The sequence below is a fragment of the Synechococcus sp. MIT S9451 genome, assembly GCF_047304725.1.
Lineage (GTDB): Bacteria > Cyanobacteriota > Cyanobacteriia > PCC-6307 > Cyanobiaceae > Synechococcus_C.
The window spans coordinates 1079389-1104016 of sequence record NZ_CP138971.1 but is presented as its reverse complement, the minus strand read 5'-3'; the positions used below and the strand labels follow the sequence as shown (position 1 = coordinate 1104016).

Below are 24628 nucleotides of genomic sequence, written 5' to 3'. Positions count from 1 at the left end.
ACACAAAGGTGGCTACGGCCACCTTTTCATGGATGCCGAACGTGATGCACACCTCACTATTCTTCCTCATCCCCATCTTCTTTCCCATCCCTCTAATCACCATGCACAAACCACCCCAATGTCCCTCAGGAATCATTCATTCCGAGCTCAGACTGTGGGTGAATCCGGTTCCTCGCAGCCCTGGCGGCGCCTTACCCCACGGCCACTCAAATCCGCAGAAGCCGCGTAACACCAGCCACACCCATATCGCGAATGTAGAGCTCAGGCTACACAACACAACAACCGCTACGCACCAGGTAAAAGTTGTGAAAGCAGCCTGGAACCAATCGAGCCAACGCCAGGAATTCCGCTGGTCTAAACAGCCCGACCTCAGCCCTCTAAACCGATACAACACGATCGAACATCTCCCCTTGATTCTTTCCGAAAAAGCACCGATTGAAGTAGAGCTAGAACTCACAATTGATGGGCAAATTTGCACACTCAAAGGGTCAACAAATGTACCGCAACAAGAACCATGAAACGAAACACCTCAGGAGCGAATGGTGGCATAAAGCCCCTTGAATCGTGCCTGCTGCTGCTTGTGATCCACCAGCGGCTCGGGATAACCACGGCGCTCCAAGGCAGCAATCTGACCACTGAGTAGATCCTTGGTGTTCACATGCCTCAACTCCGGCAACCACTGGCGGATGTAATCAGCTTCAGCATCAAACTTGGAGGCCTGGGTGGACGGATTAAAGATGCGCAGGGGCTTTGGATCCATACCGCTACTCGCGCTCCACTGCCATCCGCCATTGTTGGCGGCCAGATCGCCATCCACCTCGAGTTCCATGAAGGCGCGCTCACCCCAGCGCCAATCACAAATCAGGTCTTTAACCAGATAAGAGGCCACGATCATGCGGCAGCGGTTGTGCATCCAGCCGCTCTGATTCAACTGACGCATGGCCGCATCAATCATCGGCATGCCGGTCTGACCCGTCTTCCAAGCCTCAAACCAGTCGTTGTTGTTCTGCCACGGGAAACGAGTCCACTGCTCGCGGTAAGGCCCCTGTTCCAGCTCCGGGAAATGGAACAACGCCTGCTGGTAAAACTCCCGCCAGCCCAGCTCCTGCTCCCACACCATGATCGCCTGGCGCTGCTCATCACTGCGGGCCATCTCTTTCATCTCCTGGGCCGCGCACCAGGCCTGGCGCGGGCTCACCGTGCCCACACTCAGCGCTGCACTGAGAGAGGACGTTCCCTCGACCCCAGGGAAATTGCGATCGGGTTCATAGGCCAGCAACGGTCCGTCCACAAAAGTGGCCAGCTGTTGCGCTGCTGCTGCCTCACCTGGCCGGCAGGGGCAAAGTTCCATGCCGCCGAAACCGTGCTCGGCCCGCAACCGCTCCAGCTCACCATGGCCGTAAGCGCATAAACGACCCAGCTCACCTTCCCCGCTGGTGAGCGCCTCGAGGGTGTCTGAGTCCAGGTCGCTTAATCCAACGGGGGCTTCAACGGTGCTGGGTTGTCTGCGCTCAACCTGTCCGCGCCAATTGCGCAGAAAAGGGCCATACACCCTGTAGGGGTCACCGCCTCCAGTCTTGATCAGCTCCGGGGCCACCAGGAGCTGATCCCAATCCACCAAAAGCTTGCGACCATCGGCCTGTAAAGCCTTGGCAACCTTTCGGTCACGAGCACGGGCATAGGGCTCCACATCCCGGCTCCACACCACCGTTGGGGCATCAAGCAGCGACGCCAAACGTGGCAGGAGCTCGACCGGATCTCCTGCAACCACCAACAGCCTGCTGCCGGCCTCTCGCCAACGCTGCTGCAGCTCGATCAGGGTTTCAATCAAAAACCACAGCCGAGCCGGAGCCATCGGCGGCAGTTGCTGCGGAGGGGTGATGAGCAATGGATCAAGCACATACACCCCAGTGACCGCAGGCCCCAGTGCAACAGCAGCCTGCAGGCCAGTGTTGTCAGCCAGACGCAGATCGCGACGGTGCCAGAACAAGGTGCGAGGTGATGACATCAACAAAGCAGAAGCAAGAGAGCCCCGATCAACACGATTCCTGCAGGATCAACAGGCAGGCCACAAGCAGAGGGTGACGCGCGCGATCCCGCTTAGAGCCCCAGCAATTGCTTGGCCCTGAACCAGGCCGTGACGCTCTTGCCATCCAGCCATTCCTCACCAGAGGCCAGTCGTGCATCCAACTCGGCCGGGCTCATCAGCACCACTTCAAGATCCTCATCGTCATCCCCAGCCGGAGGATTTTCAAGAGGACTCAGCTCCCTGGCCAGAAAGCAGTGGATCACCTCATCGGAATAGCCAGGACAGGGCAACATTGGCCCAAGCACGTCCCAGCGAGCAGCGCTGTAACCCGCCTCCTCGCCAAGCTCCCGCTGCATCGACTCCAGCGGATCTTCACCCTCTTCAAGGGTCCCGGCGGGGAACTCCAGCAAACGAGCCTGCACAGCAAAGCGGTACTGACGCAGCAACACCACCTGGCCATCAGCCGTGATCGGCACTGCCAGTGAGGCCCCGGGGTGGCGAATGATCCCGAAGGTGCCCTCAACCCCCATCGGAAGACGGATACGGTTGCACTCGAAGCGAATCTTGCGCGAGTCGAGTGCATCAATGGTCTCCAACAACTGGGAGGGTTCTGGGGGCGGCAAAGGCGCCATGGGCTCGCGGGGCATTGCTTAGGCCCAGCATGACGGTTGAGCAGCAGGATCGTTAGTGCAACATCGATCCTGCTGCGTTGGTGGGACTTTGCATTGTTGATGGCATCAGCACCCCGTGGCCTTCCCCGTCTGCTGCAGATCAAACTGCTGAAAGACCTTGCGCAGGAAGCCGGGTGGCGCCATCTGGTCTTACTGGGCTTGCTCAGCAGCATCAGCAGCCTGCTCGACATTGCCGGCCTCGGATTGGCGGTGACACTGCTGCTGGGATCTGGGTCTGCGGCCGCTGCATCACTACCGCTCGCCATCAGCCTGTCCTTGCCAGCAAGTCTGGCGCTGCTGGTGGGTCTGATCCTCCTGCGCGGTCTGATGCAAACACGCGTTGCCATCAGCCGAGAACGGTTGCGCTCCGGTTTCACCGATCGCCTGCGCCATCAACTCCTTCACCAGGTGTTCACCGCCTCCTCGTCGCAACTCGACCGACTTGGGCGTGGTGCCCTGCTCGCCCTCTTGATGGGCGACATCAACCGCACCACCCTCAGCCTGGACCAGGCCGTACGCCTGGTCCAGGCCCTTCTGGCCATGGTGATTTACCTCGCCAGCGTGTTACTCATTGGCCGCAGCGCTGCCTGGCCACTGCTGTTGGCGTTGCTGGCAACAGCAACAGCAGCGCTGCTACAACGCTCGGACAGCTGGGGACTAGGCCGCATCCAGAGCCGCCTCAATGCAGCGCTGCAGCGCACCGTGGGGGACAGCCTGCATGGTCTTAAAGCAGTACGCGCAGCAGCAGCGGAAGCCTGGCTCCTGGAGCGCTTCAGCAAGGAGACCGCACAAGGCCGCTGGCTTCTGAAAGAACGGGTGCGACGTCGAGCCGGCTACAACGCTTGGCGCGACACGCTGGTCGTGGCGATTGCGGGTCTGTGGATGCTCCTCCAAGGAGACGCGCTGACTGCGAAGGTGCTCACCACAACGCTGGTGCTCGCCTATCGGGCCGGCTCCTCCCTCAGCAACGTGGTCCAGGCCAGACGGCTCTGCCTTGGCAATCTGCCCGGATATGAAGCCCTATGCCAGCGGAGGCAACAGCTGCGACCCATCCCTCGACTGGAAGGCGAAAACACCCTGTCAGACCGTGACCTTGCCAGGCTGGGGCAGGCGCCATGGACAGCATTGCGATGGCAAGTGATGCCAACGGCTTCTGCCGCCGTGACCTCTCTCAGCCTGAAGCCGAACAGACTGATTGCCATCACTGGGCCCTCTGGCTGCGGCAAGACCAGCCTGCTCGATCAACTCTGCGGATTATTAAGCGAAGAGCACAGCGCCTGGGAGTTGGTCTGCAACACGGAGAGTTGGCACCTCTCCGGCCCAGCCGGTGCCGTGCAAATGCACCAATTGATTGGCTACGCACCGCAACATGCTGTGCTGTTTGAAGCCAGCTTGCGCGACAACCTGCTGCTGGGTGGAGAGCAGTCGAAAACAGTGATCGAAACCTGGCTGCAACGGCTTGGCCTGAGCCATCTACTGCTGCGCGAAGGCGGTCTGGATGCTCCCATGAGCCTGGCACAGGATCCCTTCTCCGGCGGTGAGATTCATCGGCTCGGCCTCCTACGCGCCTGGCTGCGGGATCGACCGGTGGAGGTGCTCGATGAACCGACTGCATTTCTGGATACCGCTGCTGCAGAGAGCGTGCGTGCGGTCATCCAGGAAAGGACGCAAGGCCGACTGGTTCTGGTGAGCACCCATGATCCACAGCTGCTTCAACAAGCCGATCAGGTGATTGCGCTCAACCACTCCAAAAGCAGTCCAAGTCACCCATCTGGCTCAGCAGCCATCCTTTGAGCACCGCTGGATTCAGACCGTCCAGTCGACGGATGACTGCATCGCCGCCAACAAAGGCTCCATCACGAAGGCACGCAGATGCATCCGAGGGTGGGGCAAGACCAAGCGCGGATGCTCAAGGCGTAGTTCATCCCAGAACAACAAGTCGAGGTCAAGCGTGCGCGGGCCCCAGCGCTGCTCCCGAACGCGATCACGCCCGAACTGCCGTTCCAGCGCATGGAGCGACACCAACAGCTCCAGGGCTGCATCCTGGTGCGGCACTCGGTTCAGACCCCGCACGATGACCACCGCATTGAGATACATCGGTTGTTGAAGCGGACCGCCCACCGGTGCCGTTTCGAGCAACGGTGACCAGCGGTAGTGCAAGGCTTCACCAGCCCAATCAGCAAGCAACTGCTCCAAGAGAGGACGCACTGCAAGCAGGGTCTGACGCGGATCCCCGACAGAGCTGGGCAGGTTTGCACCGAGGGCCACTGCCAAGCAACGGGGTTGATCAGCGAGACTGGCGCTCACGCAAGGACCTGGAAACGTTCATGGTGTCAGGAGGGGTGGCAGCAGCGGGTGGTGTGGCCAACAGTGCCGCCCAAGATCAGGCCAGCCGTGCCTTCCCACTGGCGGCGATCACCGGCCACGGCTCCCTCAAGCTCGCCCTGCTGCTGGCGGCCGTGGATCCGGCGCTCGGTGGTGTGATCATTGCAGGGGGTCGCGGCACGGGCAAATCCGTACTGGCACGCGGGCTCCATGCCCTTCTGCCGCCGATCGACGTGCTGGATGTGGAAGGCACAGCTGGCCGCAATCTCGATCCCCTACGGCCTGAGGAATGGGGCGCAGAGGAAGACGCAACCGCTGCCAATCTGCCCACCAAGGTGCTGCCAGCCCCTTTCATCCAGGTGCCGCTGGGCATCACGGAAGACCGACTCGTTGGCGCCGTCGACGTGACGGCCTCCTTGGCCAGCGGCAGTGCCGTGTTCCAGCCTGGCCTGCTGGCGGAAGCCCACAGAGGCGTGCTCTATGTCGATGAGCTCAACCTGCTTGATGACGGCATCGTCAACCTGATGCTGGCGGCCGTCGGCAGCGGCGAAAACCAGGTGGAACGCGAAGGCCTCAGCCTCAGCCACCCCTGCCGACCGCTCCTGATCGCGACCTACAACCCGGAAGAAGGTGCCGTACGCGACCACTTACTCGACCGCTTTGCGATCGCCCTCTCCGCCGACCAGCTGGTAAGCACAGAACAGCGTGTGGAGATCACCGAGGCCGTGCTCTCCCATGGCCAGTGCAGCCGCAGCTTCGCCGACAAGTGGGGGGAGGAAACCGAAGCACTTGCCACCCAGCTGTTGCTGGCGCGCCAATGGCTGCCGGATGTCCAGATCAGCACCGAACAGATTCAGTACCTGGTCACCGAAGCCATCCGCGGCGGCGTTGAGGGGCACCGCTCCGAGCTCTATGCGGTGCGCGTGGCCAAAGCCCATGCCGCTCTGAGCGGCCGAGACCGAGTGGAAGCCGACGACCTGCAAGTGGCCGTGCGCCTGGTGATCGCGCCAAGGGCCCTGCAACTGCCGCCCCAGGACGAGCAAATGGAACCTCCACCTCCGGAAGATCAACCGCCCCCGCCGCCGCCCCAGGGCGAGGAGTCGCCTGAGGACCAAGAGCCGCCGGACGACAACCAGGACGACAGTGAGGACGAACAGGACAACGACGAAGACGACACTCCAGACGACGAGCCCCCACCGTCGATTCCTGAAGAGTTCATGCTTGACCCGGAAGCTGTCGCGATCGATCCCGATCTGCTGCTGTTCTCATCGGCCAAGGCCAAGAGCGGCAATAGCGGCAGCCGATCGGTGGTTTTGAGTGATAGCCGCGGCCGCTACGTCAAACCGATCCTGCCCCGTGGCCCTGTCCGCCGCATCGCCGTCGACGCCACGCTGAGGGCAGCGGCGCCCTATCAGAAAGCACGGCGAGCCCGCCAGCCGGATCGCACGGTGATCGTGGAGGAATCGGATCTGCGCGCCAAGCTGCTGCAGCGTCAATCCGGGGCTCTCGTGATCTTTCTGGTGGATGCCAGTGGCTCGATGGCCCTCAACCGAATGCAAAGCGCAAAGGGAGCTGTGATCCGTTTGCTCACTGAGGCCTACGAGAACCGCGACGAAGTGGCCCTGATCCCTTTCCGCGGCGACCAGGCCGAAGTTCTGCTGCCACCCACCCGCTCAATCACCGCTGCACGCCGACGCCTGGAATCGATGCCCTGCGGCGGCGGCTCACCCCTGGCCCATGGCCTCACTCAGGCTGCCAGAGTCGGTGCCAACGCCCTGGCAACAAGCGATCTCGGTCAAGTGGTTGTGGTCGCCATCACAGATGGCCGCGGCAACGTCCCCCTCAGCACCTCTCTTGGCCAGCCTGCACTTGAGGGAGACGAGAAACCCGACCTCAAGCAGGAAGTGCTGGATGTGGCCGCCCGCTACCGAATGCTGGGCATCAAGCTTCTGGTGATCGACACCGAGCGAAAATTCATCGGCAGCGGCATGGGCAAAGACCTGGCCGAGGCTGCTGGTGGTAAGTACGTTCAACTGCCGAAGGCCAGCGATCAGGCGATTGCCGCCATTGCCATGGACGCCATCAACACCGTGACTTGAGACCTGAGCCTTTCGGAGCTCTCTCTGGCCCCGAGGCAACAATCAAAATCTCAAGCCAACGACAGGTTGTCGATTCGGAACAACAACACCATCAGCGCTCCCCCAGCACTCAGGGCTTACTGGTCTCGGCCGGATAGAGCTCCTGAAAAAAAGCACCCAGACCGATCGCCACATCCCGCACCGCCTTGATGAACTTCGGGTCGTCAGTGAGCTGCTCAATGTCCCCGCCAACAGCATCGAAGCGCTGCGTCAACGAACGGGCGTTCGAGACAGTTTGCTTGAGCTCCGAAACAGTTTTGGGGTTATCGAGTGCCGCTGACAAGTTGTTGATATGAGCAGCAGCCTCAACCGCCTCTGCCGTGGCCAGATTGAGGTTGGTGATCGTTGGCGCTGCCCGCTCGAGTTCATCTCCCAACTGACCGAGCACCGTCTTGGCCTCCTTGGCGACAGCATCGAATTCCTTGGAGGAATTCACCAGGCTGGAGACCAACTTCTGGTCTTCGGCTTCTTGGAGCAAACGTTGCATCGAAGCCGTCACCGTGTCGAGACTTGCACCTGCCTCGCCGCGAATCGTCGTGCCTGCACACAGCACCTTGCCCCCTCTGCACTGATCAGATTTCGGACCAGGCGTGGTCGCAGAGAGCAACGCGGCATTACCGCCACTAATCAAATTCACCTGAGCATCACCTCCCAACAACGAGCCTGAAGCCACCGTTGCCGTCACGGGGGTAGGAAGACGGAGATCTTCCTGATTGATTTCCAACACAACCTTGACGGCAGCTGGAGTGACTTTCACTTCCTGCACCACACCGACCACGATGCCGCGATAGGTGACAGGCGAACGCTCGGCCAGACCACCGGCATTGGCGAATTCCGCAGTGACCGTCCAAGTTTCAGCGCCGAGGCTATAGCCGCGAAGCCAAAGCATGGTGCCGGTGAACCCCACCAACGCTCCAACGAGGGAGAATCCGACAATCGCTTCACGGACACTGCGACGCATAGCAATCAGTGATCAGTGGGTTGCATCGGCCCGTGCAGGTTACCGGTCCTGAACTGTTGGACGTAAGGGTTATCGCTACGGCGGTACTCGTCGATCGATCCATCCCAGCGAAACTGACCGCCGTACAGCAGTACGACACGCTCAGCCGTGCGCTCAATCGTGCTGTGAACATGGCTCACCACAACCGAACAGCCGTTAGCAACAGCAGTGGTCTTCACAATCAGATCCTCAATCCGGGTGCAAGCAACAGGATCGAGACCGGCCGTGGGCTCGTCGTAGAGCATCAGCGGCATGGCCTCCGCATCCCGATCGGGATCATCCACAAGAGCCCGGGCAAAGCTGACGCGTTTCTGCATGCCACCGCTGAGCTGACCAGGGAATTGGTCTGCCACATCGTGCAGGCCCACCGCTTCCAGACAGGCCATCACCCGTTCGCGAATCTGACTGGGCTTAAAGCGCCCGAGCCGCATCAATAAAAAGCCGACGTTCTCCTCCACTGTGAGCGACGCCAAGAGCGCCGGGTTCTGGAACACCAGGCGCACATCCTTGGGATAACGCTGATCCAGGCGCAAATAATCCTGAGGCTCGCCGAACAATCGCAGCTCCCCAGCCGTGGGCAACTGCAGACCAGCCAATAAGCGCAACACCGTTGATTTGCCTGCGCCAGAGGGGCCAACAACCGCAAGCCGCTGTCCAGGCTCCATCCTCAAATCAACCTGATCGAGCACGGGCCGCGCTCCCCACTGCATCGTGAGTTTGCGCATCTCCACCACGGGATGGTGCGCTGAAGAAGTTGAGCTGGCCGTCAGGCTTTGCACGCGAAGAAGAAAACGGTGCTTGAGCCCCATCCTGCATGCTTTTGCAAGGGGGGTGATGGATCCTGGCCACTTCCGTACAGTTCAGGAAGCCCTGCCGATGCCGCCCAGCTGTTGAGCTCGCCTAACCCTTCATCACGGCCCAGGATGAGGCGCAGCAGCCGCACAGACAGGCTGCGTGGGCTGCAATCAGAACGGCAACGCGCTCTGATGAACCGGTCGCGCCGGGCCGTGCGCTGGCTACAACCAGGTCTGGTGGTGAAGCGCTGGCTGCTCACCTCCAGTGTTGGGCTGATGCTGGCATTGCTGGGTGCAGCAGTGTGGGCTGACCTGCAGCCGATTTACTGGATGCTGTGGGCCATCCAGGAATCACTGGGCTGGATCACGCGAGTCCTGCCGCGCGAAGTGACGGGTCCCCTTGTCGTGCTTATTGGCATCGGCCTGCTCTTATGGGGCCAGAGCCGCAGCTTCGGGTCAATTCAGCAAGCCCTTGCGCCCGAGAAAGACACGGTGCTGGTGGATGCGCTGCGGGCCAAAAGCCGACTTAACCGCGGCCCGAACATTGTTGCCATTGGTGGCGGCACAGGCCTTTCCACCCTGCTCAGCGGGCTGAAGCGCTACAGCTCGAATATCACGGCCATCGTCACCGTGGCCGATGACGGCGGCAGCAGCGGTGTGCTGCGCCGGGAACTGGGCGTGCAGCCACCCGGCGACATCCGCAACTGTCTTGCCGCCCTCTCGACCGAGGAACCACTGCTCACCCGCCTGTTCCAATATCGATTTTCGGCAGGCGGGGGCCTAGAAGGCCACAGCTTCGGGAACCTATTCCTTTCGGCACTCACAGCGATCACCGGCAGCCTGGAAACAGCCATCACCGCGTCCAGTCGCGTTTTGGCCGTTCAAGGTCAAGTCGTGCCAGCGACCAACGTGGATGTGCGCCTCTGGGCCGAACTGGAAAACGGCCAACGCATCGAAGGGGAGTCGGCCATTGGCCATGCACCAAGCCCAATCGTGCGGCTGGGTTGCCTACCGGAACAACCACCGGCCCTACCGCGAGCCCTCGAAGCCATTGCCCATGCGGATCTGATCCTGCTCGGCCCCGGCAGCCTCTACACCTCGCTCCTTCCCAACCTGCTTGTGCCCGAACTGGTGACGGCCATTCAGCGCAGCAGGGCTCCTCGTCTGTACATCTGCAATCTGATGACACAACCAGGCGAAACCGACGGGCTGGATGTGAGCGGCCACCTGCGAGCCATCGAAGCCCAGCTCGCAAGCCTCGGGGTGAGCAAACGCTTGTTCACGGCAGTGCTGGCTCAAGAAGACTTACCCGAATCACCCCTGATTACCCACTACCGATCCCGGGGAGCGGAACCCGTGCTGTGCAATCGCCGGGCACTGCAGACAGAGGGCTACGAGGTGATGGAAGCGCCACTTCAAGGCAGCCGGCCCACCGCCACGCTGCGCCATGACCCCCGCAGCCTGGCGCTTGGGGTGATGCGCTTCTACCGCAAACAAAAGTCCGACAAGCAAGCAGGACAAGGTCAATAAAAACGACCCGGCCCAAAAACAAGCGAGTGAACTAAACCGAAAAAACCTGCAAGAAAAAAGGGGGCAATGCGAATCACACCTGAAGCCCAAAGAGACCAAAAAGAAAACACCAGCCCCCCCTCAGACCCTGCCAAAAACTCTCGTGCCTTCTAGGCAAGAAGGATACAAGAAGAAGGAATACAGCGGCTGGGAGGAGATCAACACCTATCAATCACCCATTTCGCCCCTACCACAATCAATACTTAAATGATGATTTTACCGTAGCTATTTCTATCAACGAGTCCAGAGTATCAACGAGCTGCGAGTACTCTCCCTCTGCCGGCTCGAAAACATTCTCAACCAAGCAATCAAGTCGAACCCAATCAATAGGCGTCCTGCATTTCGTAAAAGTCAGGCTGCACATAATCCTTGCGCAGAGGCCAGCCCTTCCAATCCTCTGGCATCAATAAGCGCTTGGGATGGGGATGGCCATCAAAACGAATGCCAAACATGTCGAAGGTTTCACGCTCCTGCCAATCCGCGCCACGGAAGAGGCCGTAAAGCGTGGGCAGATGAGGCTCGCCTTCGCGGGACAGGAACACCTTGAGCCGCACTTCACGCACCTGGTCAACATTGCCCTCCACCACTTCGGCCATCGCCACCAAGTGATAAAAACAGACAAGCCGTTGCCCCGGACCTTCGTCGTAACCGCCCTGGCACTGGAGATAGTCGAATCCATACCCTTTCAAGGCTGCAGCAATCACAGGCAGAAACATCGGTTCAATCCCGATGGTTTCCACACCAACATGATCAGCTGGCAACAGCTCATGCTCGAAGCCTTGTTGCTGCAGCCACAAACTCACAGGGCCACGTTCGGGCGCAGCTGGAAGCTGGCTCTCTTCAGACGTGCTCGCGGCGGAAGACTTAGGCGTTTCACTCATGGCAGTAGCGCTCAGGAGGCAGAAGAGTCAGTCGAAGGCGATTCCGCAGGGGCGGACGCAGGGGTGGAGAGCGCTGGCATGGGGAGACCTGCGCCGGGCTGCAAGGCTGCAATTTGCGTTTCAGCTTGCAGGTATGCCCCGGTCACGATCGGCTCAACCGGCTTCATGGCATGTTTCACCGTGCAATAGCGATGCGTTTGCTCCAACTGGCGCCGATCACTCACTGACTCATTCGAAACTTTTTTGCGCAACTTGATCACCGCATCAAAGATCGCTTCCGGCCGAGGCGGGCACCCAGGCAGATAAAGATCCACGGGGATCAGCTTGTCAACACCGCGGACCGCCGTCGTGGAGTCGGCGCTGAACATGCCACCGGTAATCGTGCATGCCCCCATCGCAATCACATATTTGGGTTCTGGCATTTGCTCATAGAGCCGGACCAGAGCAGGAGCCATTTTCATCGTCACCGTTCCGGCCACGATCAGAAGGTCCGCCTGACGGGGTGAACTGCGAGGCACCAGACCGAACCGGTCAAAGTCAAAACGGGAGCCAATCAGGGCCGCAAATTCAATGAAGCAACAAGCTGTGCCATACAACAAAGGCCAAAGGCTGCTCAGTCGGGCCCAGTTATGCAGGTCATCAAGGCTGGTGAGAATGACGTTCTCACTCAGATCAGACGTAACAGCGGGAGCTGACTCAGCGGCTCCAGCCACAGGGCCACAGCTTGCAGCCCGCAGATCACGAACAGCTGAGATTGAAGGGGACGTTGATTCAGGCATCAGTCAGCTCCACTCAAGGGCGCCTTTGCGCCAGGCATAGGCCAGCGCCACCAGCAGGATGGCAATAAAAATGAGGGCCTCGATAAAGGCCAACAAACCAAGGCGATGGAATGCCACGGCCCATGGATACAGGAAGACGGTCTCAACATCGAAGATGACGAAGACCAGCGCAAACATGTAGTAGCGGATGTTGAACTGAATCCAGGCACCACCGATGGGCTCCATCCCCGATTCGTAGGTGATCTCACGCTCACCTTGCTGACTGCGAGGAGCGAGAAGCTTGTTGGTGATCAACGCCAACACTGGCACCGCTGCTGCAATCAGCAGAAAGCCCAGAAAGGCGTCGTAACCCGGCAGCGCAAACATGAATGAGCCCGACCTAAGCGTCAGTCTGGCATTCGCCTCCACCTGACTGCCGCCCCCGATAGAGTCTCCTGACCCAGAGAAGCAGCAGTGAGCGACGAGATTTCTGGACCCAAGGCTGCTGCTCCGGCTGAGGCATCCGGCACAGAAGCTGAGATGGTCAGCACAAGGGTGACTGCCACTGAGTCATCGACCACCGAGTCTTCAACCGCCGCCGAAGCATCGACCACCGATCCGCGCACCCATCGCTTTGAGTGTCGCAGCTGTGGCTATGTGTACGACCCCGCCGAAGGGGTGAAAAAGCTTGGAATCGATTCGGGCACAGCCTTTGAAGACCTCGACGCCATTCGTTTCCGCTGTCCGGTGTGCCGCAGCAAGGTGGGCGCCTTCCGAGATATTGGCCCTTCCACGAAGCCCAGCGGATTCGAGGAAAACCTCAATTACGGCCTTGGGGTCAATCGCCTCACACCAGGTCAGAAAAATGTGCTGATCTTCGGCAGCATGGCTCTGGCCTTTGCCTTTTTCCTGTCCCTTTATTCCCTGCGCTGATCGCATCACTGCCATCCAGCCTGCACTCCTGTTGTTCCCCATGAAGCGCCTGTTCAAACCCTTGATCCAGCTGCTGCTGGTGGCCTGCCTCGGCCTTGGCCTCGGAAGTTGCGTAGCAACACGTCTGGCAGCGGCGGAGACCAGCCCCTGGCAGGCCATTGCGCTCGACACCCAGTCCAATCCCCTGGATGTGGCGTTCACGGACGCCAACCACGGCTTCCTTGTCGGCAGCAACCGCATGATCCTGGAGACCCAAGACGGGGGTGAGAGCTGGAGCGAACGCAGCCTTGACCTGCCTGAAGAAGAGAACTTCCGACTGATCAGCATCGATTTCGATGGTCAGGACGGCTGGCTCGCTGGTCAGCCGGGCCTGCTGATGCACACCAGCGATGGCGGCAGCAACTGGACCCGACTCTTTCTTGACACCAAACTCCCAGGTGAGCCTTATCTGATTACCGCCCTTGGCCGTAATCAGGCTGAACTCGCCACCAACGTTGGGGCTGTTTATCAAACCTCTGACGGAGGCGGCAGCTGGGATGCCGAAGTCAGCGACGCCGCTGGAGCGGTCAGAGATTTGCGCCGCAGTGACGATGGCCGCTACATGAGCGTCAGCAGCTTGGGCAACTTTTACGCCAGCTGGGATCCCGGTCAGCCCGTCTGGCAGGTGCATCAACGGGTGAGCAGCCAACGCCTGCAGAGCATCGGGTATCAGCCAGACGGCCACCTTTGGATGCTGGCCCGGGGTGCGCAAATCCGTCTGAATGATGACGCCGACAACTACGAGAGCTGGGGCAAGCCCATCGTGCCAATCACGAATGGATACGGCTATCTCGATCTGACCTGGACTCCAGATGGCGCCATCTGGGCTGCCGGTGGCAACGGCACTCTGCTGGTCAGCAACGACGGTGGGCAGAGCTGGCAGAGGGACCCTGTGGGCGCAAAGCAGCCCAGCAACTTCACTCGCTTCGCGATGGTGGATGGGAAAGGTTTCGTGCTTGGCGAGCGAGGCATTCTGCTGCGCTGGGTGGGCTGATCCAACACCACCCAGCCCACAACTCTGTGTAACCAACAGAGGCAAGAGGCCCCGAGGATCGGACCCAGCCCTTAGGATCACCAAGCTGATACGCCCGAAGCCATGGCTGCCGGCTCCACCGGGGAACGCCCGTTTTTTGAGATCATCACCAGCATCCGCTACTGGGTGATCCACGCTGTGACACTGCCTGCGATTTTCCTCGCCGGCTTCCTGTTCGTGTCCACTGGCCTGGCCTACGACGCCTTTGGAACTCCTCGACCTGATGCTTATTTTCAGGCGAGCGAGAGCAAAGCTCCTGTTGTGAGCCAGCGATACGAAGGCAAGTCCCAACTCGACGTTCGCCTGAAATAAATCATGACGCAGTCCCCTGCCACCTCCACGCCGCGCAACTATCCGATTTTCACGGTACGTTGGCTGGCCCTTCACACCCTGGGCGTGCCTACGGTGTTTTTCCTTGGCGCCCTTGCTGCCATGCAGTTTATTCGCCGCTGATCACCTCACAGATCTGAGACACCAATGGAGCGCAACAACAATCCGAACAGCCTTCCTGTTGAGCTGAACCGCACCAGCCTGTATCTGGGCCTGTTGTTCATCTTCACCTGCGGGATTCTGTTCTCCAGCTACTTCTTCAACTGAGGAACTGATTCATGAGCGGCAAAAAATCCAATCTTCCTGACGGTCGCATTCCTGATCGCCTTCCAGATGGTCGTCCTGCGGTTGCATGGCGATCTCGCTGGACCGAAGGAACTCTTCCTCTTTGGCTAGTGGCCACAGCTGGAGGGATGGCTGTTCTTTTCGTCGTCGGCCTCTTTTTCTACGGTTCCTACACCGGGGTCGGTTCCGCCTGATTCATTGAGCGCAGACTGTCAAACATTGCGCATCCAACCCCCCAGTGCTGTTTCAGCCTGGGGGTTTTTGATGGGGGAGCGTTTTATGCGTATCCCGCATCGCCTAGGAAGCTCACCGTAGCGATGCACACTCTGGGAACCCTTAAGCCATACATTTAGAGAAGGCAGACCAGTGGATTCAATGGTTGATGCATCGACAGGTTCAATGCAAGCTTCAACCTCCGCACCAACCCAGCACCCCAAGCGCCGGCCCAAGAGCCGGCCCAAGCGGCGTGAACTGTTTTGCCCCGCCCATCCGGAGCAGCGCGTCGAAGGAAACGGCAAAAAATACTTTCTGCACCTGCTGCAGCCTGAGCAACTGCAGCAGCGGGGCATGTCGGCCAAGCGGGCCCGCTTGGTGATCAACGCTTATCCAGTGTTTGTACTGAGCGATGAGTGGTTGGAAGAGTTGTTTTGTCCAAAGTGCGGTTGCAGCCATTGGTGCCACATCACTAGGCACGACCGGGTGTCCCACAGCGTGCGCTGGGCGCCGCGGGATCTCTGGGAACAAGTCGCACACGTTGACCCCAGCGTGGCGAACCCCACCGTGAGTGAATACACGCGAAGGGAGGCACGGCGCCATCAACGCAAACGTGCGGATGGAAAACGTTTTTACGACTGAGCCTCAGAGCGCATAGAAACTCCGGTACCAATCAGCAAAGCGCTGAACCCCAGTTTCAATCGGTGTTGAGGGGCGGAAACCGACCCACTCCTCGAGTGCGGTGGTCTTGGCAGCAGTGGCCACCACATCTCCAGGCTGCATCGGCTGAAACTCCTTGATCGCATCGCGACCCAGAGCCTGCTCCATAACTTCGATAAAACGCAGCAGTTCAGTGGGCTGACTGTTGCCGATGTTGAACACCCGATGGGGTGCCGCCGCCGTCGCCGGATCAGGGGCATGGGGGTCGAAGTGAGGATTGCTAGTCGCCGGCTTATCGCAGCAGCGCACCACCCCTTCCACAATGTCATCGATATAAGTGAAATCCCGCTGCATCTTGCCGTGGTTAAACACACGGATCGGCTGACCCGCCAAGATCGCCTTAGCAAACAGCATCGGTGCCATATCGGGCCGGCCCCAGGGGCCATACACCGTGAAGAAGCGCAGACCGGTGGCCGGTAGACCGTAGAGATGGCTGTAAGTGTGAGCCATCAGCTCGTTGGCCTTTTTGCTAGCCGCATAGAGACTCACCGGGTGATTCACAGCCTGCCGCTCATCAAACGGCAAGTTGCGATTGCCGCCATAGACGGAGCTGCTTGAGGCATACACCAAGTTCTCCACACTGTGGTGACGACATCCTTCAAGGATGTGCCCGAAGCCCACAAGGTTGCTCTGGATGTAGGCCGCTGGGTTCTCAAGTGAATAACGCACACCAGCCTGAGCCGCCAAATTGACCACCACCCTGGGCTGTTCAGTCGCAAAGAGACCGAGAAGAGACTCTCCGTCTTCCAGAGCCAGGCATTCAAAGCGCCAGGCCTCAGCTGGAGCCATCGCCTTGATCTGGGCCAGCCTTGCCTGCTTCAGGGCCGGGTCGTAATAGGTGTTGAGGTTATCGATGCCAATCACACGATCGCCGCGTTCCAGCAGGCGCTGGCAGAGAGCGGCTCCGATAAAACCGGCTGCACCGGTGACCAGAATCGGACGGGAGGAAGACAAGGGCATCAGACCAACTGCTGAGAGTGAAAACGATCAGGCCTCAGACTCCACACCACCATCGCCCAAGCGCCAGAGCTTCAGGCCAGCAGCGGCGACGACTGCGGGGTCCACGACTGAGCGAGCATCAAATATCCAGGCAGGCTGGCGCAGAAGTGGGGCCAGAACGGTCCAATCGAGCTGGCGGTACTGCTGCCACTCGGTGAGAATCAGCACCGCATCGGCACCAGCAATGGTGGAAGCCTCATCGGCCCCTTTCCACCACGTGCCCTCGCCGCTGAGAGCGGCCCGGGACGGACCGGCGGCAGGGTCTGGAGCTGCACTCGCGGGGAGATGCAGATCGCGGGCGATCTGCTCCGGATCAACTTTGGGATCGTGAATCGCCAGCTGAGCCCCCTCCTCAAGCAGATCGCGACAGATACGGATCGCCGGTGCCTCGCGTGTGTCGTTCGTATCAGCCTTGAACGCAAAGCCAAGCACAGCAAGACGCTTGCCCGTCACCGTTCCGAACAGTTTCTGAACCACTAAACGAGAGATGCGGTGTTGCTGCCAGGTGTTCAAAGCGACCACGCTCTGCCAGTAATCAGCAACGTCTGGCAAGCCGAAATGGCGACAGAGGTAGACCAAATTGAGGATGTCTTTCTGAAAGCAGCTGCCACCAAAACCAGGACCGGCCTGGAGGAACTTGGGGCCGATTCTGCTATCTGTGCCGATCGCCCGCGCCACTTCGCGCACATCCGCACCGGTGGCCTCACAGAACGCCGCGATCGAATTGATCGAGCTGATGCGTTGGGCCAAGAAGGCATTGGCAGTGAGCTTGGAGAGCTCACTGCTCCAGAGATTGGTGCGCAGAATCTTGTCTTGGGGAACCCAGTGGGCATACACCGAAGCAAGCGCATTAATGGCTGCGGGTTCTTCTCCGCCGATCAGCACCCTGTCAGGGACCTCCAGATCACTAATGGCTGTGCCTTCCGCCAGAAATTCAGGGTTGGACAACACCGAGAAGCTGCGTGCTGCGTCACCTCCACCCTGAGCTGCGCTCAGGATCTCTTTGATCGCCTGGGCTGTTCGTACCGGAAGGGTGCTTTTCTCCACCACGATCGTGTGCCCCTGAGCCACCTTGGCCACCTGGCGAGCACAAGCCTCCACCCAGCGCAAGTCACTGGCCTGGCCAGCACCTAACCCCTTGGTTTTCGTGGGCGTGTTCACGGAAATGAACACCATGTCAGCCTTGGCGATGGCATCATCCACCGCCGTGGAGAAGGTGAGATTGCGACCGCGGGCCCTGCCGACCACCGCATCCAAACCAGGCTCATACACCGGCAACTGACTCAGATCCTGGTCGTTCCATGCCGCAATCCGCTGCTCATTGAGATCCACCACGGTGACCTGAAGATCTGGGCAGCGGTCGGCGATGACGGCCATGGTCGGCCCGCCGACATAACCGGCTCCGATGCAGCAAATTGAGCTGATTGCAAACACGGACATTCAGAGATCCTGAGGGGTATGAAGCGTGGAAAGGATGGGTCCGCTGATGCTGGAACCCTGTTGAGTCATGGTCGTGGTGACATCTGCTCCAATCGGCACCGAGCTTGACAGAGACGATTGCAAGCCGGTCCGACGATGGATCTCAGATGGATTGAACTTGGCCCTCAAAAGAGACCAATCAACATCATGGACATCATCAGGCACCGGACGTCCAAGAGCCTGATAAGCCCAGCTGTAGTGGGCAGTGAAGACCACACTGGGCAGATGAGTGCCTGCAAGGACAAGTCCGTAATCGTTGATCGCTTCACGAATAAAGCGATCACAGATCGGGCCTAAATACGGTGGCATCATCCCCCAAAGCGACAAAACACGGAAGGCCGAGGGATAAAAGACGTAGCAGGAGGTGTCGATATGGCGATGGGCAAGATCCTCTTCCGGCACGCCCCGAATGACAGTGCCATCAGGGAGGGCACACTCTCTGCCCATGGCCAGCACATCCGCCTTGGGATGGCGCTGTCTCAGCGCCATCACCGTGTTGAGGTGCCAGGGCTGAAACCAGTTATCAGCGTCGAGAAACAGAATGGGCCAGTAGCCCTGATTGATCGCCGAGATCGCGCCAAGACATCGGGGCGTGTTGCCGTTGTCGCCATGGGCCTGGGGCAGGACGATGTGATCCACATTCCAGCCAGCCAGCTCAGGGCGTGGATGACCATCCGCGACCATCACATGTCGGAGTGGCCAATCTCCCTTTTGCTCCTGACAGCTGCGATGACAGCGCTCGAGTACAGCAAGCGATTCCTTGTAATAGGGCGTGATAACGGCTGCGCCACGAGTACCAATCACTGCGCTGCAAGCGTCGGTCTGTGAAACGTTGCTGGCAGATGTCATCCCCTTCTCCTGCTCACCCCTACGTCCCCACCACCGGATCAGGCATCACTCCGGTTTGAAGAACGTCGACCAGTGGGCTTAGATCGTTGAGGCTCCAATCCTGCTGCTGCTCGTCCCCAGCATCCGGTGAAGCTGACTTCAGTGCTTTGAGCCGCACCACACGGCGTTCGGCCTCCTCATCCCCAATCACCAAGGCAAAGGCGGCGCCACTGCGGTCAGCTCGCTTGAACTGCTTGCCAAAGGCCGAGCCTGATTCATCACGCTGAACGGCCAAGCCGGCTCGTCGCAACTGCCTGCAGAGGACGAGGGCCTGGCGCTGAGCCTGTTCTCCACGATTCACCACATACACATCAGGGGAAGCCTCCTTCACGAGGCGGGCGGCACGACCGCTGGGGTTCGCGGTTGCCGCAGCCTCAAGCACCAAGAGCAGCCGTTCCATCCCCAAGGCCCAGCCAATCGCCGGGGTGGTGGCACCACCGAGCTGCTGCACCAGACCGTCGTAACGGCCACCACCACAGACGGTGGCCTGAGCACCGAGTTGATCGCTGGTGATCTCAAACGCGGTGTGGCCGTAGTAATCGAGACCACGCACAAGGCGAGGGTTCACGGCATAAGGAATCGAAAGATCATCGAGCCCCTGCAGCACAGCCTGATGGCGACTGAGACTTTCAGCAGCGAGGCTCTGCTCCAACATCGGAGCGTCCTGGAGTAGCTCGCGCGTCTGGGGATGCTTGCTGTCGAGAATACGAAGAGGGTTGGTGCTCAGCCGTTGCTGGGAATCAGCATCCAGCAGATCCTGGCGCTGCTCCAACCACGACACAAGGCGGCTGCGATAGACCTGGCGATCCTCCGGCGTACCGAGCGTGTTGATCTCAAGAGCCAAACCATCGACGCCCAGATCAGCAAGCAGATCCCAAGCGAGGGCGATCACTTCTGCATCGCTGAACGCTGAGGTCACCCCAAGCCATTCCACACCGATCTGATGGAACTGGCGTTGCCGGCCGGCCTGGGGCCGCTCATAACGAAACATCGGGCCGCTGTACCAAAGGCGCTGCGATCCCTGCGCAAGTAAACCGTGCTGCAGCGCCGCCCGCACCACTGAGGCCGTCCCCTCAGGCCGCAAGGTGCAGGACCGGTCTCCACGATCCTGAAAGGTGTACATCTCCTTGCCGACAACGTCGGTGGCTTCGCCGATGCCACGAGCGAACAACTCGGTGACTTCCAGCATCGGGGTTCGGATCTCTCGGCATCCCCAGCGCTGAAAATGCTGACGAGCCAAGGATTCAACCGCCTGCCAGCGGCAGGTCTGCTCCGGAAGCAGATCAACCATGCCGCGCAGGCTTTGCAGTTGCGTCATGGACACGGAGGAAGAACCAAAGTCAGTTTGCAGGGGAGCTGTCCGCTCCTTTACGCCGGGGCGATCGGCTTGGTTTTGCCGCAGGCTTGGCCTTGGCAGTTTTCGCTGCGGGTTTGGCCTTGGCCATCTTGGCTGCTGCCGTCTTGACCGCCGCAGGCTTGGCTGTGCTGCTCTTCCGGACTGGTTGTGCCGAGGAGGCAGCAACGGCTCCATCCGGCTCGGATGCCGATGATGTGGATGTGGAGGCAGACGGAGCACTCAAGGGTGAGGTCGTCGCTGTCGCGGCTGGAGCCGCCGTGAGCTGAGCACTCAGACGAGCGAGCAGATCGGCCTGGGAGGCTTCCGAGAAGGCATAGCTGCCCACATGGGTAAGAGCGAAGCGCTTGGAAATAAAAATTCGGCCCCCCAGTTCACGCCAGCGATTACAGAACAGCCAGTCTTCGCTCATAAATACTTTTTCGCCAAACAACCCGCACTCAAAGAAGGCATAAAGGTGTTCATTGATCGAGGGATCCAGACCACAATCATCGGTGTATTTAAGATCAGGCATCGCCTCGGCCATGCGACTAAACACCTCCCGCTTCAGCAAGAGGAAACCGGTGCCAATGCGTTCCACTTCTGCCTTGCCATCATCGGCCTCTCCATCCTTAATCGGATTGATCACATAATCGATTGGCAAACTTTTCTTGGGATAACCACCACCGATTACATCCACATCCTCTTGAAGCAGCATCAAGATGTAGTCAGGATCAAAGCCAATATCCGCATCCAGAAACATCAAATGGGTCGCACGGGGATTATGCATTGCCCTGGCCACCAGTGCATTTCGCCCCCTTGGAATCAGGCTTTCATTCACAAGCGTGTCCAGGCTCCACTCCAGACCCAACTGCGGAGCTCTGGCAATAAATCGCACAAAACTGGTAAAGGTGACTTCCGAAATCTGACCGCCATAACAGGGAATCAGAAAATGGATATGCACGCGATCATTGCCAAAGCCCACTGATCCTATGGGGATTTTGCAGAAGCAATGCCAGGATCTTCATCATTGCCTCTGCCTGTAACAGCATGGCCCTTCAGGATCTGGAGTCCTTCCTCGCCACAGTGGATCAGAATCCCGATCTGCAAGAGCAGCTCAGCCAGCTCGATCTCCAAGGGGTGCTAAAACTTGCCGCCGATAAGGGTTTTCAGCTCCGAGCAGCCGATCTTTTGCGTGCGCAAGCCGAGCAGATCCTGGCCATGAGTGATGACGAGCTGGATCTACTTGTGGAAGGGGGTTTGGACGACCTATTCGATATGAACGATTTCCAGGCCTATTTAGAACGCACTTGAGTTGCTAGGAACAGCGCCGCTGCAAGATAGCCCTCAGGGTCGGGGGCCAAGCTACCTTCCATCCGTCCCTTCCAAAGCCAGTGCACGTCTGCATCGGGGTCCAACTGGTCCGGTTGCGGTAGCTGCATCACCAACAGATCACGGAAATCCTCAGGGCGACGAATCAGAGTTGCCATTACGGCGTCTCCCTGCTGCTGTTCAGCAACAGTTCCGTGGCGTATCAGCAACAAGGCGCGGTTGAAGGCCTGGCAGCGCTCCGCATGCAACGGGGGCAAAGCCCTCTCGACAGCCGGGGACAATGACTGTTGGAGACAGGCCTTCACCACACCCCGAGGCAAGCTCCCCCGAGGCATGAGACTGAAAATCAAGCCATCAAGAGGCCACCAGTAACTGCGAAATCGGCCCTCGTTTAAACGATCACGTAAATGCTGTAAGGCAGCACCGGATTTAGGCATGCTGGGATCGGCAGCCCAGTTGATCAGCACACAGTCATGGGGAGCACACCACGCCGCCATCTCTACAGGCTGTCGCTGGATAAATGCCGCGATCGGCTGCGGATCTGAGTAAGTGCTGATGCCGACATCACGGCTCCAGCCTGATGCCAGAAAACGATCCAGTGAAGCCGATGACGGTCGTTGAAGAGACAGCAGGCAGCGGCGCAACCAAATGGAGCTGTCGAGATCAGCTGGTGTGACTCGGCTATAGCCAACAGGTTGAGGAGCTTGCAGCAAGGGCTCCAATGCATCGCGCTGCCTGGCATAAGCCTCCATGAGCTGCGGCTCATCCCGCCATTGCGCGAGCAAGGCGAGGCAAGCCAGCGGCACCCATTGATCAGAACGCCCAGGACTGAGTGCAAAACCAAACCATCCATCGGTCGCTTGGCTCAGCCACTGAATGGCATGGTCGACGGGTGAACTTCCTCTAGCCCGTTCAGGTACAGCAACCGATGCCGCTTGCGTTGTCTTCGCAGCTGTCACCATGACGCCCAGATAGGCCTTGTGATCGACAAGCTGCCCCTCTTCCACCACCAGCTTCTGGTGACTCAGACCACCACGCAGTGCGAGCTGCTGCGAGCCATACGCCACCGACGGCACATGCACGGAGGCTTGCATGAGCGCCTTGAGACGTGTCGGCGGTATCAAGGCTGGATGGGGCGTCCAGGCCGGCCATTGATCAACATCGGCCGGGATCTCGCCGGGGTAGCCAATGATTGTGTGGTCCTGGCGATAGCGCGGAAACACCTCCAGGCAGTAGCGGTTTGCAACCACTTGACGACTATCGAGAGCCAATGCCAGCGGGAATGCTTCCAAACCAGCCCCCAGAGGCGGCTCGAAGCCAAGCGCAGCCAGCAAAGCCTGAGGGTCCGTCACCCCAAAGAGGAAGCGCCAACCACCCTGCAAAGGATCGAGATCGATCCCTAGCTGATCAGCCCCAGCCTGTGGGATCTGCTGAAGTGACTGCCACCAGGCATCGGAGGGCAACGGCAGACGCTGCTGCAAGCGTGAACCCAATCGGCCATACAGGGATTCCAACTGCTGGCGCAACTCGTCAAGCCTGAGAGGCCGGCGTGTGTGGCGAAACAATAAAAAGGGCTGACCGCCCTGGCGCCGCAGTGGTTGGGTGTATTCAAGCCAGGTTTCCCGATCAAACAGATCCTGCGACTGAATGAACGGCTGGAGATCCTCCACCGTGAGCCCTGAGGCAAACGTGCCATCAGCACGAACGAGCGGCTGAAGCAAAGCAGACCAACGCTGCAGACGACCGCTCAATAGCCATGCCGCCATGTGCGGACGGCGACGCAAACCGCGACTCGAGAGCTCCAGCCCAATCGCAGGTGCATCGACAGGGGTGAGGCCCTGCAGAAACTGACGCTGCACAGCGGATGGAGCCAATGGGGCCAACATCGCCTCGATCAAGGAGTCATCGGTCCAGAACGTGTCCCAGCTCGGACGCATGCACAACTCCACACCAAGGGCGACATGATGGCAGCCACCACCGGAGAAGACCATGCCCCGGGCCGCCCATACCCCCTCAGCCTGCGGTGGCCTTCAGGGCATCGCCCATCGCTTTTGCGGCCAAGACAAGATCAACAGAGTCGCTGCACTGCTGGCTTCACCTTCTGGAAGAGAGAACAACAACGCGAGCACATCAGGGCTGGAGACCAGCGTTTTGGAGTACGGCCAACATTGGGATTTTCGCGAAAATCTGTGGAGGCAGAGTCCAGAACTGGAATGCTGGCTACTGGAGGAAGAGCCGGCCCAACTGGCCGCCAATCTCCTCAACAGCGACAAAATCTGGTTGCTGCGCGATCAGACCTATTTCAAACCGCCTGGCAGTGAGCACACCCCCTGGCATCAAGACGCTCTATTTATTCCTGTTGAAGGCTGTGACTTCCTGACCCTCTGGATCCCAATCACACCAATTGTCAACCAAAGCGATTCACCACTCGAATACTGGCAACCGCCACATCCCAGTTGCCATTTTCTGCAAGGCGGCAGTGCAATCGACAGTTTTCATGGTTACCAACAAGTCTGGCAACGGGAGGATTGGCAACACATCAGCACCCTGGGACTTCAACCAGGTGACTGTAGTTACCACGATGGCTGGACCCTGCACGGGAGCGAAGGGCAGCATGCAGACGTCGACCGCCTGGCATTTGTAGCGGTCTACGGCTGCGGCGAAGGCACTCTGAGCCTTTCTCCCTCCATGGGCCATGCTCCATCGTCTCTACGCAGTCAGGTACAACTGCTCCGGCAAGGCCTGCATCAGTCTTGTTTCCAAGGGTTGATGGAAGGAGATCCCGTTCCCGGCCATCACAATCCTTGGATCCGATGCCACCCAAATAGAACATTGCCCATACACTCAACCGATCGTGTCTCTGCAGAGAACTGATGAGC

27 protein-coding genes are annotated in these 24628 nt (G+C 59.4%); 13 read left to right on the top strand and 14 right to left on the bottom strand.

From position 1 onward, the window contains the following. The first annotated feature begins 32 nt into the window (after positions 1–32). On the top strand, positions 33–518 hold the full coding sequence (locus tag SIB72_RS05470) for a hypothetical protein (protein ID WP_413744892.1): 486 nt from the start codon (positions 33–35) through the stop codon (positions 516–518). An 11-nt stretch (positions 519–529) separates the two neighbouring features. Here SIB72_RS05470 and SIB72_RS05465 read toward each other — a convergent pair whose 3' ends face one another. Then, positions 530–2008, bottom strand: coding sequence for a cryptochrome/photolyase family protein (locus tag SIB72_RS05465; RefSeq protein ID WP_413744891.1), 1479 nt, complete (start codon positions 2006–2008; stop codon positions 530–532). Positions 2009–2100: 92 nt separating this feature from the next. Continuing rightward, positions 2101–2661, bottom strand: a complete 561-nt coding sequence (locus SIB72_RS05460) for an NUDIX hydrolase (protein ID WP_413745053.1) — start codon at positions 2659–2661, stop codon at positions 2101–2103. A 99-nt stretch (positions 2662–2760) separates the two neighbouring features. Between SIB72_RS05460 and SIB72_RS05455 the strand changes: the two genes are divergently transcribed. Next, the gene (locus SIB72_RS05455) at positions 2761–4494 is read left to right on the top strand and encodes an ATP-binding cassette domain-containing protein (RefSeq protein ID WP_413744890.1); all 1734 of its coding nucleotides are present in this window, start codon (positions 2761–2763) and stop codon (positions 4492–4494) included. Between the two features lie 12 nt (positions 4495–4506). Here the strand turns inward: SIB72_RS05455 and folK are convergent, their stop codons facing one another. Beyond that, positions 4507–5007 carry a 2-amino-4-hydroxy-6-hydroxymethyldihydropteridine diphosphokinase gene (gene folK, locus SIB72_RS05450; RefSeq protein WP_413744889.1) on the bottom strand — a complete coding sequence of 167 codons (501 nt, stop codon included), beginning with the start codon at positions 5005–5007 and terminating at the stop codon, positions 4507–4509. A 20-nt stretch (positions 5008–5027) separates the two neighbouring features. On the opposite strand from folK, the gene bchD reads away from it, so the two are divergent. Continuing rightward, positions 5028–7124 (top strand): magnesium chelatase ATPase subunit D, encoded by a 2097-nt coding sequence (gene bchD, locus SIB72_RS05445; RefSeq protein ID WP_413744888.1) that lies wholly within the window; start codon positions 5028–5030, stop codon positions 7122–7124. 109 nt (positions 7125–7233) lie between these two features. Here bchD and SIB72_RS05440 read toward each other — a convergent pair whose 3' ends face one another. Beyond that, positions 7234–8124 carry an MlaD family protein gene (locus tag SIB72_RS05440; protein ID WP_170953858.1) on the bottom strand — a complete coding sequence of 297 codons (891 nt, stop codon included), beginning with the start codon at positions 8122–8124 and terminating at the stop codon, positions 7234–7236. 5 nt (positions 8125–8129) lie between these two features. Beyond that, positions 8130–8873 (bottom strand): ABC transporter ATP-binding protein, encoded by a 744-nt coding sequence (locus SIB72_RS05435; RefSeq protein ID WP_413745052.1) that lies wholly within the window; start codon positions 8871–8873, stop codon positions 8130–8132. 213 nt (positions 8874–9086) lie between these two features. Here SIB72_RS05435 and SIB72_RS05430 point away from each other — a divergent pair, with 213 nt between their 5' ends. Continuing rightward, positions 9087–10487: a gluconeogenesis factor YvcK family protein gene (locus SIB72_RS05430; RefSeq protein ID WP_413744887.1), complete on the top strand. Its 1401-nt coding sequence runs from the start codon at positions 9087–9089 to the stop codon at positions 10485–10487. A gap of 362 nt (positions 10488–10849) precedes the next feature. Here SIB72_RS05430 and SIB72_RS05425 read toward each other — a convergent pair whose 3' ends face one another. Genes SIB72_RS05425 through SIB72_RS05415 form a run of 3 tightly spaced genes read right to left on the bottom strand, consistent with a single transcriptional unit; the run spans position 10850 to position 12552 of the window. Then, the gene (locus SIB72_RS05425; RefSeq protein WP_413744886.1) at positions 10850–11407 is read right to left on the bottom strand and encodes an NAD(P)H-quinone oxidoreductase subunit J; all 558 of its coding nucleotides are present in this window, start codon (positions 11405–11407) and stop codon (positions 10850–10852) included. Positions 11408–11418: 11 nt separating this feature from the next. Next, a complete protein-coding gene (nuoB, locus tag SIB72_RS05420; RefSeq protein WP_413744885.1) occupies positions 11419–12186 on the bottom strand; it encodes an NADH-quinone oxidoreductase subunit NuoB in 768 nt (255 codons plus the stop codon). 3 nt (positions 12187–12189) lie between these two features. Continuing rightward, positions 12190–12552, bottom strand: a complete 363-nt coding sequence (locus SIB72_RS05415) for an NAD(P)H-quinone oxidoreductase subunit 3 (RefSeq protein ID WP_115018877.1) — start codon at positions 12550–12552, stop codon at positions 12190–12192. Between the two features lie 153 nt (positions 12553–12705). Here SIB72_RS05415 and SIB72_RS05410 point away from each other — a divergent pair, with 153 nt between their 5' ends. The 7 genes from SIB72_RS05410 (at position 12706) to SIB72_RS05380 (ending at position 15640) form a co-directional block, all read left to right on the top strand. Beyond that, a complete protein-coding gene (locus SIB72_RS05410; protein WP_413745051.1) occupies positions 12706–13098 on the top strand; it encodes a rubredoxin in 393 nt (130 codons plus the stop codon). 40 nt (positions 13099–13138) lie between these two features. Beyond that, a complete protein-coding gene (locus SIB72_RS05405; RefSeq protein WP_413744884.1) occupies positions 13139–14131 on the top strand; it encodes a photosynthesis system II assembly factor Ycf48 in 993 nt (330 codons plus the stop codon). Positions 14132–14233: 102 nt separating this feature from the next. Beyond that, positions 14234–14482: a cytochrome b559 subunit alpha gene (gene psbE, locus SIB72_RS05400; protein ID WP_115018872.1), complete on the top strand. Its 249-nt coding sequence runs from the start codon at positions 14234–14236 to the stop codon at positions 14480–14482. Between the two features lie 3 nt (positions 14483–14485). Beyond that, entirely contained in the window at positions 14486–14623 is a 138-nt protein-coding gene (gene psbF, locus SIB72_RS05395; protein WP_048347768.1) for a cytochrome b559 subunit beta, read from the top strand. Positions 14624–14647: 24 nt separating this feature from the next. Further along, positions 14648–14767: a photosystem II reaction center protein L gene (locus tag SIB72_RS05390; protein WP_115018870.1), complete on the top strand. Its 120-nt coding sequence runs from the start codon at positions 14648–14650 to the stop codon at positions 14765–14767. Between the two features lie 11 nt (positions 14768–14778). Continuing rightward, positions 14779–14979, top strand: a complete 201-nt coding sequence (locus SIB72_RS05385) for a photosystem II reaction center protein J (RefSeq protein ID WP_006042408.1) — start codon at positions 14779–14781, stop codon at positions 14977–14979. A 205-nt stretch (positions 14980–15184) separates the two neighbouring features. Further along, positions 15185–15640 (top strand): hypothetical protein, encoded by a 456-nt coding sequence (locus tag SIB72_RS05380; protein ID WP_413744883.1) that lies wholly within the window; start codon positions 15185–15187, stop codon positions 15638–15640. A gap of 3 nt (positions 15641–15643) precedes the next feature. On the opposite strand, the gene SIB72_RS05375 is transcribed toward SIB72_RS05380, so the two are convergent. The 5 genes from SIB72_RS05375 to SIB72_RS05355 are packed head-to-tail and all read right to left on the bottom strand — an operon-like array spanning position 15644 to position 21402. Next, positions 15644–16678, bottom strand: coding sequence for an NAD-dependent epimerase (locus tag SIB72_RS05375; RefSeq protein WP_413744882.1), 1035 nt, complete (start codon positions 16676–16678; stop codon positions 15644–15646). Positions 16679–16705: 27 nt separating this feature from the next. Then, positions 16706–18157 carry a nucleotide sugar dehydrogenase gene (locus SIB72_RS05370; RefSeq protein ID WP_413744881.1) on the bottom strand — a complete coding sequence of 484 codons (1452 nt, stop codon included), beginning with the start codon at positions 18155–18157 and terminating at the stop codon, positions 16706–16708. Further along, the gene (locus SIB72_RS05365; RefSeq protein WP_413744880.1) at positions 18158–19045 is read right to left on the bottom strand and encodes a glycosyltransferase family A protein; all 888 of its coding nucleotides are present in this window, start codon (positions 19043–19045) and stop codon (positions 18158–18160) included. Positions 19046–19064: 19 nt separating this feature from the next. Further along, positions 19065–20402, bottom strand: a complete 1338-nt coding sequence (gene hisS, locus SIB72_RS05360) for a histidine--tRNA ligase (RefSeq protein WP_413744879.1) — start codon at positions 20400–20402, stop codon at positions 19065–19067. A gap of 22 nt (positions 20403–20424) precedes the next feature. Beyond that, positions 20425–21402, bottom strand: a complete 978-nt coding sequence (locus SIB72_RS05355) for a glycosyltransferase family 2 protein (RefSeq protein ID WP_413744878.1) — start codon at positions 21400–21402, stop codon at positions 20425–20427. Positions 21403–21467: 65 nt separating this feature from the next. Between SIB72_RS05355 and SIB72_RS05350 the strand changes: the two genes are divergently transcribed. Continuing rightward, positions 21468–21731, top strand: a complete 264-nt coding sequence (locus SIB72_RS05350) for a Nif11-like leader peptide family RiPP precursor (protein WP_413744877.1) — start codon at positions 21468–21470, stop codon at positions 21729–21731. Here SIB72_RS05350 and SIB72_RS05345 read toward each other — a convergent pair. Continuing rightward, on the bottom strand, positions 21713–23740 hold the full coding sequence (locus SIB72_RS05345; RefSeq protein WP_413744876.1) for a hypothetical protein: 2028 nt from the start codon (positions 23738–23740) through the stop codon (positions 21713–21715). The two genes, SIB72_RS05350 and SIB72_RS05345, sit on opposite strands and share 19 nt — an antisense overlap. On the opposite strand from SIB72_RS05345, the gene SIB72_RS05340 reads away from it, so the two are divergent. Beyond that, complete coding sequence (locus tag SIB72_RS05340; protein WP_413744875.1) at positions 23739–24623, top strand: phytanoyl-CoA dioxygenase family protein; 885 nt, start codon at positions 23739–23741, stop codon at positions 24621–24623. The genes SIB72_RS05345 and SIB72_RS05340 overlap by 2 nt on opposite strands. The last annotated feature ends 5 nt before the right edge of the window (positions 24624–24628 follow it).